This window comes from Bifidobacterium tibiigranuli (genome assembly GCF_009371885.1).
Taxonomy (GTDB): Bacteria; Actinomycetota; Actinomycetes; order Actinomycetales; family Bifidobacteriaceae; genus Bifidobacterium; species Bifidobacterium tibiigranuli.
This window is the reverse complement of the sequence record NZ_QLZA01000010.1, coordinates 46,339-57,230: the sequence shown is the minus strand read 5'-3', so window position 1 is coordinate 57,230 and position 10,892 is coordinate 46,339. Positions and strand designations below refer to the sequence as shown.

Sequence of the window (10,892 nt, the reverse complement as noted above, 5' to 3'; positions counted from 1 at the left end):
ATACATGGTGATGCAACGAAGGAGAGGCATAGCCATGCCCGCGCAGAATGTGACGAAGCAAAACGTGACGAACCGGAACGTGACGAGGCAAAACGCAACGAGCCAAGGCGTAACGACTCAGAGGAACGCAGCAAACCGGAAAAGCGCAGCAAACGAAGTGCGCAGCGCCAGCCGCATTGAGTACCGACCTATGCTTTGGGACGATATCGGGGCGATTACGCAGGAGTTCGACCGCACCTGGGGCCGCGCAGTGCCGATGGACAGCCCACAGCTTTCCAAGATGATATCGCGCCGTTTCGTGCTGCGCTATCTCGCGCCGAGCACAGGCACGCGAATCGCCTGCCTCGACGGGCGATTCATGGGAGCCACCCTCGTGCGGGCAGTCGGTCAAACTCCGCTGTTTCCCCGCGCCGAAGAGGAGCTGCGAGAACTGGACCGCGAGCTGGCGCTCAGCGACGCCGGCCGGCATGCCTTGCACGGCATGGCGCTCCAACGCGATATCGACGTGCAGATGGAGCAAGATTCAGGCGTCGACCGCGACTCGGATGCTGAGCTTGAGCTGTTCCTCGTCGCGGCAGATGCTCGTGGGCATGGGGTCGGCGGTGGTCTGTGGCGCGCCATGCTCGAAGACTTTGCCAGTGCAGGCGTGCAGCGTTTCCACCTGCATACCGATAGCGATTGCGATATGGGCTTCTATGACCATCAGCGCATGATCTGTGTCGCGCAGCGCAATATCTCGGATACTGATGACGCCGATCTGGTGTTGTTCGCTCCGGAAATCTCACGCATCTATGCCGGCGAAACAGAGCGGATCCTAGGCGATGTACAACACATGGGTCGCACTGAAACAGATCACACGGAAACAAGCCGTATGTCGCGGGCAAGCCGCGCGGCACAGCTGGATATTACCGAGCAGCCGAACCACATGGCAGCAGCACGAAAGGATGGTGCGCGGTGAACGCGATGTTCCGAATACCACGGCTTGCACGCCGGCGTTCAACTGCGGCCTCGGCGACATTTGCCGCTTCAGGCGATAAGCCTTCGGATGGCAAGTCTGCCCATGACATGTCTTCGCATCGCGGGCTCTCGACTGGCAATTCCGCCGCGAACAACCCTTCAACCGGCGGTTCCTCGCCCTACGCCGAGCTTTTCACTGTCCCCGGGTCGAAGGCCTTCTGCCTTTCCGGTGCCGTGGCGCGGCTGCCGATGTCTATGATGAGCCTGGGCATCGTGCTGGCGCTGAACCATCTGTATGGCAACTGGACGACTGCCGGCACGATGAGCGCGGCCTATATTCTGGCGCTCGCAGCTGTCACGCCGCTCTATGCGCGGCTGTTCGACCGTTTCGGACAGCGGCGCGTCGGACGTGTCGCGCTGGTGCTGCAGGTCATCGCGATGCTGGTCTTCGCATTCGCGGCCTTGCTGCGTGTGCCGATTGCGCTGCTGTTCGCGTTGGCCGTGCTGATGGGGCTGACCCAGTTCTCCTTCGGCGCGCTGGTGCGTACGCGATGGGCGTATGCGTTGCGCGGGGCCGCCAACGCGAAGAAGCTCAACACCGCCTACGCCTTGGAATCCGCCATCGACGAGATGGTGTTCATCTTGGGGCCGATTCTGGCGGCCTTCCTGGCGACTTCCGTGCACCCGGTTTCGCAGCTTTTCGTCCCCACGCTCGCCTGTGGAATCGGCGGTGCGGTGTTCTTCTCGCTCAAGGGCACGCAGCCGCCGGTCGTGGAGATGGTCGAGGTCACTGCCGCTTCGCGTGATGACGTCGACGTACGCGACGCGATGAGCAATGGCGGAGCCGAGAACGCTGCCGCCGAGCGCAACGCTGCAGCAATCACTGTCGCAAACAGCACTGTCGCAACGGCCGCTGCTGAGAAAAACGCTGCTGCAAAAAACCCCACCGAATCAGCCGAGTTCAGCTTCCATCAGCTGCATCGGCGTGGGCCCAGGCCCAAAAGCGTGCTGCTGTATCAGGGCATTCTCCCGCTGCTGCTGGTATTCGTGACCTTCAACATGAGCTTCAGCGCCTTCGACGTTTCGGTGACGGCCATGATGAAGGCGATGGGCAAGGAGCAGCTGCTCGGCCTGCAGCTGGCCATGTTCGCGGTCGGCTCGTGCGTTGGCGGGCTGATTTTCGGCGTCAAAGAGTTGAAGGGCTCGAACTGGCGGCATATGGTCGAGTTTCTGACCCTGCTCACGCTTGGATACGTGCTGATTCGCTTCGCTATGGGCAACCTGATCCTGCTTGGCTTCCTGTCGGTGCTTTCGGGATTGTGCGTCGCGCCGGTGTTCGCCACCGGCAACCTGATTGTCAAGAACACTGTGCCGTCGCGCTCGCTGACCGAAGGCCTGTCGTGGATTACCACAGCCGGGCAGGTCGGCGCTTCGCTGGGTTCGACATTTGGTGGCATCGTACTCGACGTCGCCGACTACCATACCGGCATGCTGCTGCCCTGCGCCACGACCTTCGTGACCTTGGTGCTGGCGGTTATGGGCTGGATGCTGGCGCGGCGACACACGGTAAGAACAGAGGCGAGTACAAGAGAACGCTGACTCACTCTCAGCGTACGTTTTCTGTATCGAAGCAACCTCGCGAATCGGAAAACGTACGATAACGCCAACTCAGCGTACGTTTTCCGATACGGCCCTCGTGAGCATGACATAGAACGTACGCTGAAAGCCGTCAGCGGCATACGGTCCAGTAGTATACAAGAGTACGTAGGTAGTTACAGGAATTGCGTTCGCGGCTGCGAACGGCATGTGGAAAGGGTGAACGGATGATCAGAGTCGCAGTGGTAGGCGCGAAGGGACGCATGGGGGCCAGCGTGGTGCAGGCGGTGAACGACGCGAGCGACATGCAGCTTTCGCACACCATCGACCACGGGCAGGACCCCGCGCAGATCAATTCAGGCAATACGGATGTCGCGGTCGAATTCACCATTCCTTCGGCTTCGCTGAGCAATGTGCTGACGCTGGTTGCGCATGGCGTCGATGTTGTGGTCGGCACCACCGGCTGGGATGACGACAAGCTTGAGCAGGTGCGTCAGGCCTTGGCGAACGCGCCCCGCGCGGACCAGTCCGTGTTCATCGCGCCGAATTTCGCGATATCTGCTGTGCTGGCCGACCATTTTGCCGCGCAGGCGGCCAAATACTTTGAATCGGTTGAAGTCATCGAGCTGCATCATCCCGATAAGATCGACGCGCCTTCGGGCACCGCCATCCATACCGCGCAGGCCATCGCCGCGTCCCGTCGCGAGGCTGGGCTCGGCCCCATGCCCGACGGCACGGTGACTGACGGCGGTTCGCGTGGCCAGGTGGTCGACGGCGTGCACGTGCATGCCGTGCGTCTGCGCGGCCTGAACGCGCATGAGGAGATTCTGCTGGGCAACGCGGGGGAGCAGCTGGTCATCCGCGCCGACAGCTTCGACCGCGGATCCTTCATGCAGGGCGTGCTGCTCGCCGTGCGCAAGCTACGCGATGGCGGCTACCCGGGGCTGAACATCGGTCTCGACACCTTCCTCGACCTTTAAATGCCGGCAGCTGTAGGTACAGACACATCCGTCATTCGCCGCCGGTCATCTGCGTCATGGCCTCATCCGATTCGTTGACGATATCCTCCATAGCCTTGCGCGCCGCGACCCCGTCGCCCTTGCGGATGAAGGCGGCGACATCGGTGTGCCGGCGCAGAGCATCAGCGTTTGCCACGCTCGGCATGAGCTGATGCTCGGTGCGCCCTTCGAGCGTGGCGACGATGATGCCGTCCAGCGCCGCGAACATACGATTGCCGGTTGCCGTGAGCAAGGTGCGGTGAAACATGATGTCGGCCTGCAAATATTCGGATTCGTTGGCATGGTTCGAATAGGCGACCATATCCATAGTCGCCTGCGTGAGCCGTGCCCAGTCGCTCGGAGTCGCGTTCTGCGCGGCCAGAAATGCTGCAGCCGGCTCCACCGCCACGCGCAACTGCGACAGCTCGTGCAAGGTAGCGAGCCGCTCCGGCCCCTTGAGCCGCCAGCGGATGATCTGCCGGTCATAAGGATTCCACTGGGCTGATGGAGTGACGATCGCGCCGGTTTTGCGCCGGACGTTCACCATGCCCTTCGATTCCAGGACGCGGGTCACCTCGCGGGTGACGGTGCGTGACGGCACGCCGAGTTCCGCGCTTGGCTGCGGCAGCCGTTCGCCGGCCCCGATGCGCCCTGCGGCGATATCCGATCCCCATTCCTCAAGCAGTCGATCGTGCAGGCTGGCCTCGTCCTGCGCAGCAGACGAAGCATTGATATGGCTGCCCGCTGCAGCTTCGGTCGAGTACCTATCCGTCATGCCTTCAAGTATGGCGCAGATAATAGAAAACACTGCGTGTCTCGCGTTGCGTAAACATGCAATATGCGTATATATTATCCTTATGGCATACAAAACAACGTTGTTTGCCGGTATATAACATATCAATACGTTTATTCATGAGTGCTCGAAGAAGAGGTAACGGATGAATACTGTGCTTGCTGCTGCAGTGACTGCTGCACCGCATCTGAATACAACGCAACTGGGCGTGAGCGTGATCGCCAGCATTATCGTGCTGATACTGCTGGTCACCGTAGCCAAGCTGCATCCTTTCGTATCCTTGATTCTGGCCGGCCTTGTCGTCGGCATCGGATCGGGATACGGGCCTGTTAACACCATCACCAGTTTCAGTACGTCCTTCGGTTCGACGATGGCCAGCGTTGGCATCCTCATCGGGCTGGGTGCGATGCTTGGCCGTGTGCTGATGGACACCGGGGCGGCCGACAGCATCGTCGACACTTTGGTATCGCGCTCCTCGAAGGCGATGATCCCCTGGACGATGGCGGTTATCGGCGCGCTTATCGGCCTGCCGATGTTCTTCGAGGTCGGTCTGGTCATGCTGGTTCCGGTTATCGTGCTTGTCACGCGCCGCACCGGTCTGCCGCTGATGAAGGTGGCCATCCCCACTCTGGCCGGTCTGTCGGTTATGCACGCATGCGTTCCGCCGCACCCCGGCCCGCTGGCGGCGCTGAGCTGCTTCAAGGACAATCCCAGCGTCGGCATCACCATGCTGTTCGGCATTCCGATCGCCATTCTGACCGTCGTTATCGTCGGCCCGGCCTTCGCCGCCATCTCCGCGAAGTGGGTGCCGGTCGGCGCTCCGGCGAACTTCGCCGAGTCCAAGGAGGATCGCGGCGCGGACGGTCGCGCCTTGCCTTCCTTCGGCCTGTCCGTGCTGTGCATCCTGCTGCCCGCCGTCCTGATGCTGATCAACGCGATCTGCGAGATCGCAGCGCCCAAGGCCTATGCGTCCCAAGTCATGTGGACGCAGATCGTGAGCTTCCTGGGCAAACCGGAACTGGCGCTGCTCATCGCCGTGCTGTTCTCCATGATCGCGCTCGGCTCGGTCGGCCACATCCCGTTCAAGAAGATCAACGAATCGCTCGGGGCTGCATTGCCTCCGGTCGCAGGCATTCTGCTGATCGTCGGCGGTGGCGGCGGATACAAGGGCGTGCTTGTCGACACTGGCATCGGCACGATGATTGGCGGCTTCGTCGAGCATTCGCATATCTCGATTCTGCTGCTCGGCTGGCTCATCGCCGTGTTCGTGCGCGTGGCGACCGGCTCGGCCACCGTCTCCATCATGACGACCGCCGGCATCCTCGGCCCGGTCATGGATACCATGGGCGCATCTCCGGCTGCGGTTTCGCTGCTGGTGCTCGCCATTGGCGCTGGCTCGATCTTCCTTTCGCATGTCAACGACGCCGGCTTCTGGCTGGTCAAGGAATACTTCAACCTTGATGTCGGCCAGACCTTCAAGACCTGGTCCGTGTTGGAATGCCTGCTGTCGGTAGTCGTGCTGGCGCTGGTGCTCGTCGCGAGCATCTTCGTGCCGATCGGTATATAGCCAGCTAGCGCAGCAGACATGAAAATATGAGATAAGTAACACCTCTGCGCGCACCGTGCGCAACAATTCACGACGATAATCAGCAATATGCAAGAAACGGAGAACGCTCATGAGTGAGCATGAGACACTGACCATGACACGCGATGACACCGAGTCAGTCATCGACGACGTCACTGAGAACACCATTCCCGACGGCTATCTGCGCGGTGCTGCGCCGATTCTCGTCGTGATGGGGGTGTGCGGCTGCGGCAAGACCTCCGTCGCCACGGCCATCGCCGAACGGCAGGGCTGGGACAGCGCGGAGGCCGACGACTTCCACCCGCAGGCCAATATCGACAAGATGGCGACGGGCATCCCGCTTACCGATGATGACCGCTGGGGCTGGCTCGACAAGCTCGCGGCATGGATTCGCGAGCATATCGACAACGGCAAGCCGGGAGTGGTGACCTGCTCGGCGCTGAAAAAGGTCTACCGCGACAAGCTGCGCCTGCCCGGCGTCGTCTTCGTGTATCTCAGTGGCGACTATGACACGGTTATGGAGCTGCTTGCGCACCGCAGCGGTCATTTCATGAAGCCGGCGATGCTCGATTCGCAGTTCGCGATCCTTGAACCGCCGAGCGCCGATGAGGTGCATCTGACCCTTGACCTCAGCAAGCATTTGAGCGTCGAGCAGGAGACCCAGGCCGTCCTCGACGCGCTGGGAGCCTGATTACAGCAACCCACAATCTAGGCTGCGCGCAACACAGCGCAGCGAACACCAATATCTCCATAGGAAACCTTAAGGAAAGGAATCTCATGAAAATCGGCATGATAGGACTGGGCCGCATGGGCGGCAACATGGTCGCCAGACTGAAAAACGGCGGCCATGACGTCGTCGGCTTCGACATGTCCCCGGAGTCGGGCCGCGACGTGGACTCGCTGGAAGCATTGGTCGCCGCGCTCGACGCGCCGCGCGCCATCTGGATCATGGTGCCCGCCGGCAAGCCCACCGACAGCACCGTCGACCAGCTCGCGCAGTTGCTCGAACCCGGCGACCTCGTGATCGACGGCGGCAACACCCGATACCGCGAGGATCAGCGCCACGCCAAGGAATTGGAGCAGCATGGCATTCATTTCATGGATGTCGGCACTTCGGGCGGCGTCTGGGGACGCACCGAAGGCTATGCGCTGATGGCAGGTGGCGCTGCCGAGGACTACGAACGCATCAAGCCGGTGCTGGAAACCCTGAAACCGCAAGGCGACAGCGGTCTGGTGCACGCTGGGCCGGTCGGCGCGGGGCACTACGTCAAGATGATTCACAACGGCATCGAATACGGCATGATGCAGGCCCTGGGCGAGGGCTACGCGATGATGGAGGCCAGCGAGCTGGTCGACAATCCGCGCGACGTATGCGATTCCTGGCGCGAAGGCTCGGTCGTACGCTCCTGGTTGCTCGACCTGCTGGTGCGTGCGCTGGACGACGACAAGGATCTGGAGCATATCGCAGGGCGTGCGCAGGAGACCGGCGAGGCCAAGTGGATGATCGAGGACGGTCTGAACCTCGGCGTGCCGCTGCCCGTGACCGCCGCATCGCTGTTCGCCCGCCAGAACTCGCAGCTTGACGATCCGATGACCATGAAAGTGGTGGCGGCTCTGCGCAACCAGTTTGGTGGCCACGCGGTCGACAAGGCCTAGCGGTTCGCCCAGCTGTTGTATTGCGTCCCGCCCGCGAAGTACCGTGGGCATTATGAGTGACGGTTCCATGCATCTTCTTGACCCGGCGCCATTTGGGCGCATTCTTCCCGCAATGGTTACCCCTATGACAGCCGACGGCTCCATCGATTTCGATGCGGCGCAACGCCTTGCCAGGCAACTGGTAAGCGACGGTGCCGACGGCCTGGTCGTCAACGGGACCACGGGCGAATCGCCGGTGACGCATATGGATGAGAAGGTCGATCTGGTCAAGGCCGTCAAGGACGTCGTGGATGTTCCGGTGATCTCCGGGGCTGGTTCGAACGACACGATTCACACCGTGCGCATGGCCGAGCAGACGCAGGAGGCTGGCGCCGACGCGGTGCTCGTCGTCGCGCCGTACTATTCGCGGCCTTCGCAGGAGGGTATTTTCCGCCATTATCAGGCGGTGAACGCTTCGGCCGACAAGCCCATCATCATCTACGATGTGCCGGGCCGCACCGGCGTGCACATCCAGCTGGAAACCTACCGGCGTTTGGCCGAGCTGGATCACATCAAGGCCGTCAAGGACGCCACGGGCGATATCGCCGGCGCGGTGCGCAAGCGCATCGAGACCGGGCTGACGTGGTATTCGGGCGATGACGGGCTGTTCCTGCCGTTCCTGTCGGTCGGCGCGGTCGGCATCATCTCGGTTATCGCGCATGCGGCCGCTGGCCCGATGCGCGACTTGGCAACGGCCTTCGACCGTGGCGACATCCATACCGCGCAGAAGCTCGCGGTGCGTCTCGCCCCGCTTGTCGAGGCCCTGAACGGCAACGGCTTCCAGGCGGTTATGGCCAAGGCTTCGCTCAAGGTGCGCGGCGTGCTCGAAGAGACGACCATGCGCTTGCCGAATGTCGGACCAGGCCCTGACGAATTCACGCGCGCCGAAAACGGCATGCGTGCTTCCGGGCTCCTGTAACGCTGCTCATCGAGGGCGCTTGGCAATGCCGAGGCACTCAAACCGGTTGACAGGCACGGGCTTGCAAGGTTCGCGCCGACCGGCGCATCAATCCTCGTCCACGCATAGGCGCGGACACTAAAAGAACAGAAATTCACTAGGATATGGACACAGAAGAACAAACAGCAACAACCACACACCGGCGCGGCAGCAAGGCTGCCAGACGGGGCAGTGAATCCGCCGTAGATTCCACAGCGGAATCCGCTGTGGAGCCCACGTCAGAACCGACGCAGGAGCGCGAATACGCGGACGGTCAGCGCGACGCCGAAGCACAGGCTTCGGAGCCTGAGGAGACACGCGGCCGGTCCGAGCGCTCGCACAATTCACGCTCCGGAGGCAGGCGCTCGAATTCCGGGCGCTCCAACTCGAACCGTTCCAATTCCGGCCGTTCGAACTCGGGCCGTGGCGGCCAGCGCCGCAACGGGGGGCGCTCCAACGGCTCATCTCTATCGCCCCAGCAGGACGAGCATCTGATCGCCCCGCCGAAGTACCGCAAGGGCTCCATGCGCATCACGCCGCTCGGCGGCCTCGGCGAAATCGGCCGCAACATGAATGTGATCGAGTACAACGGCCACATCCTGCTCGTCGACTGCGGCGTGCTCTTCCCGGAAGAGGAACAGCCCGGCGTCGACCTGATTCTGCCCGATTTCGACTACATCAAGGACAAGCTCGACCAGATCGATGGCCTGGTGCTCACCCACGGGCACGAGGATCATATCGGTGGTGTGCCGTATCTGCTCAGGCTGCGCCCGGACATCCCGCTGATTGGTTCCAAGCTCACGCTCGCCTTCGTCAAGGCGAAGTGCGAGGAGCATCATCAGAACCCGACCATGGTTGAGGTCGATGGCCGCGACAAGCTCAAGGTCGGCCCCTTCAACCTCGAATTCATCGCCGTCACCCATTCGATTCCCGACGCGCTGGCCGTGCATGTGCGCACGCCTGCCGGCACGCTTATCGACACTGGCGACCTGAAGCTCGATCAGCTGCCGCTCGACCACCGTATCACCGATCTGGTGGAGTTCGGCAAGCTTGGCGAGCAGGGCGTCGACCTGCTCATGATGGACTCGACCAACGCCGAGGTCCCCGGCTTCGTCAAGCCCGAAACCTCAATTGGGCCGGAGCTTGAACGGGTCTTCTCCGAAGCCACGCGCAAGATCATCGTGGCGAGCTTCTCCAGCCACGTCCATCGCGTGCAGCAGGTCGTGGACGCCGCGCACAAGATCGGCCGCAAGGTCGTCTTCGTCGGCCGTTCGATGGTGCGCAACATGGCCATCGCCTCCGACTTGGGCTATCTGCACATCCCCGAAGGCACGGTCATCGACCTGAAGAAGGCGCATGACGTGCAGGACAACAAGATCGTCTACATGTGCACCGGTTCGCAGGGCGAGCCGATGGCCGCGCTCGGCCGCATCGCCGAGGGCACGCACCGCGACATCACCGTCAATGAGTTCGACACGGTCGTGCTGGCCAGCTCGCTCATCCCGGGCAACGAGCACGGCGTCTACAAGGTCATCAACAAGCTCGTGCAGAAGGGCGCGCGCGTCGTGAACAAGGACAGCGCCGCGATTCACGTCTCCGGACATGCCGACGAGGGCGAGCTGCTGTACCTGTACAACATCATCAAGCCCAAGTGCGCGATGCCGATTCACGGCGAGAACCGCCACTTGGTCGCCAACGGCCTGATTGCCGTCAAGACCGGCGTGAACCCGAACAACGTCGTGCTGGCCGAGGATGGCGATGTGGTTGACCTGTACCACGGCCAGGCTGCGGTCGTCGGCTCCGTGCCGTGCGGCTACGTATACGTCGACGGCGATTCGGTCGGCGAGCTGACCGATGACGAGCTTGAGAAGCGCCGGATTCTCGGCTCCGAAGGCTTCGTCTCCTGCTTCGCCGTGGTCGATACCGACCGTTCGGACGTCGTGTCCGGGCCGAAGATCTACTTGAATGCCATGGCTGAGGACGAAAGCGATTTCGAGCAGGTGCGCCGCCAGATCATCCAGCAGCTCGAGGATGCGATGATGCAGGGCACCAAGGACACCTACAAGCTGCAGCAGATCATGCGCCGCACGATCGGCAGCTGGGTGGCTCGCCAGCTGCACCGCAAGCCCATGGTGGTGCCGGTCGTCGCCGACATCGCGCAGGACGTCGACACTTCGGGCCGGCGCTGAGGCGTTTGGAAACCACAGCGTTTTAGAGTGTTTTAGAATAAAGGCGCTGAGCATAATCGAAAAGCAGCGACGGCCGGACTGCACCAGAACAGACTGATAGCCGGCCAAGGCGTTGCAGCGAATGCGGCGCAATGCGGATGAA

At 62.0% G+C, this 10,892-nt stretch carries 9 protein-coding genes; 8 read left to right on the top strand and 1 reads right to left on the bottom strand.

Annotated elements, in window-relative coordinates; all coding sequences use genetic code 11:
• Positions 1-190 precede the first annotated feature (190 nt).
• The 3 genes from DDF78_RS09425 (at position 191) to dapB (ending at position 3,533) form a co-directional block, all read left to right on the top strand.
• Positions 191-958, top strand: a complete 768-nt coding sequence (locus tag DDF78_RS09425; RefSeq protein WP_152581108.1) for a GNAT family N-acetyltransferase — start codon at positions 191-193, stop codon at positions 956-958.
• A 107-nt stretch (positions 959-1,065) separates the two neighbouring features.
• On the top strand, positions 1,066-2,556 hold the full coding sequence (locus DDF78_RS09420) for an MFS transporter (RefSeq protein WP_152581162.1): 1,491 nt from the start codon (positions 1,066-1,068) through the stop codon (positions 2,554-2,556).
• Between the two features lie 224 nt (positions 2,557-2,780).
• Positions 2,781-3,533, top strand: coding sequence for a 4-hydroxy-tetrahydrodipicolinate reductase (dapB, locus tag DDF78_RS09415; RefSeq protein ID WP_152581109.1), 753 nt, complete (start codon positions 2,781-2,783; stop codon positions 3,531-3,533).
• Between the two features lie 31 nt (positions 3,534-3,564).
• Here dapB and DDF78_RS09410 read toward each other — a convergent pair whose 3' ends face one another.
• Positions 3,565-4,326, bottom strand: a complete 762-nt coding sequence (locus tag DDF78_RS09410; protein WP_152581110.1) for a FadR/GntR family transcriptional regulator — start codon at positions 4,324-4,326, stop codon at positions 3,565-3,567.
• 163 nt (positions 4,327-4,489) lie between these two features.
• Here DDF78_RS09410 and DDF78_RS09405 point away from each other — a divergent pair, with 163 nt between their 5' ends.
• The 5 genes from DDF78_RS09405 (at position 4,490) to DDF78_RS09385 (ending at position 10,750) form a co-directional block, all read left to right on the top strand.
• Complete coding sequence (locus DDF78_RS09405; protein WP_152581111.1) at positions 4,490-5,911, top strand: GntP family permease; 1,422 nt, start codon at positions 4,490-4,492, stop codon at positions 5,909-5,911.
• A 109-nt stretch (positions 5,912-6,020) separates the two neighbouring features.
• Positions 6,021-6,620 carry a gluconokinase gene (locus DDF78_RS09400; RefSeq protein ID WP_237564631.1) on the top strand — a complete coding sequence of 200 codons (600 nt, stop codon included), beginning with the start codon at positions 6,021-6,023 and terminating at the stop codon, positions 6,618-6,620.
• A gap of 86 nt (positions 6,621-6,706) precedes the next feature.
• Positions 6,707-7,585, top strand: coding sequence for a phosphogluconate dehydrogenase (NAD(+)-dependent, decarboxylating) (gene gnd, locus DDF78_RS09395; RefSeq protein ID WP_152581112.1), 879 nt, complete (start codon positions 6,707-6,709; stop codon positions 7,583-7,585).
• A 52-nt stretch (positions 7,586-7,637) separates the two neighbouring features.
• Complete coding sequence (gene dapA / locus DDF78_RS09390; protein WP_152581113.1) at positions 7,638-8,543, top strand: 4-hydroxy-tetrahydrodipicolinate synthase; 906 nt, start codon at positions 7,638-7,640, stop codon at positions 8,541-8,543.
• A gap of 143 nt (positions 8,544-8,686) precedes the next feature.
• On the top strand, positions 8,687-10,750 hold the full coding sequence (locus tag DDF78_RS09385) for a ribonuclease J (RefSeq protein ID WP_237564630.1): 2,064 nt from the start codon (positions 8,687-8,689) through the stop codon (positions 10,748-10,750).
• Positions 10,751-10,892: the final 142 nt, after the last annotated feature.

Bases quoted from the DNA above. Each gene is read 5' to 3' on its own strand.
- DDF78_RS09420 (WP_152581162.1), top strand. From the start codon at position 1,066: ATGTCTTCGCATCGCGGGCTCTCGACTGGCAATTCCGCCGCGAACAAC.
- dapB (WP_152581109.1), top strand. From the start codon at position 2,781: ATGATCAGAGTCGCAGTGGTAGGCGCGAAGGGACGCATGGGGGCCAGC.
- DDF78_RS09400 (WP_237564631.1), top strand. From the start codon at position 6,021: ATGAGTGAGCATGAGACACTGACCATGACACGCGATGACACCGAGTCA.
- DDF78_RS09425 (WP_152581108.1), top strand. From the start codon at position 191: ATGCTTTGGGACGATATCGGGGCGATTACGCAGGAGTTCGACCGCACC.
- DDF78_RS09405 (WP_152581111.1), top strand. From the start codon at position 4,490: ATGAATACTGTGCTTGCTGCTGCAGTGACTGCTGCACCGCATCTGAAT.
- DDF78_RS09385 (WP_237564630.1), top strand. From the start codon at position 8,687: ATGGACACAGAAGAACAAACAGCAACAACCACACACCGGCGCGGCAGC.
- gnd (WP_152581112.1), top strand. From the start codon at position 6,707: ATGAAAATCGGCATGATAGGACTGGGCCGCATGGGCGGCAACATGGTC.
- DDF78_RS09410 (WP_152581110.1), bottom strand. From the start codon at position 4,326: ATGACGGATAGGTACTCGACCGAAGCTGCAGCGGGCAGCCATATCAAT.
- dapA (WP_152581113.1), top strand. From the start codon at position 7,638: ATGAGTGACGGTTCCATGCATCTTCTTGACCCGGCGCCATTTGGGCGC.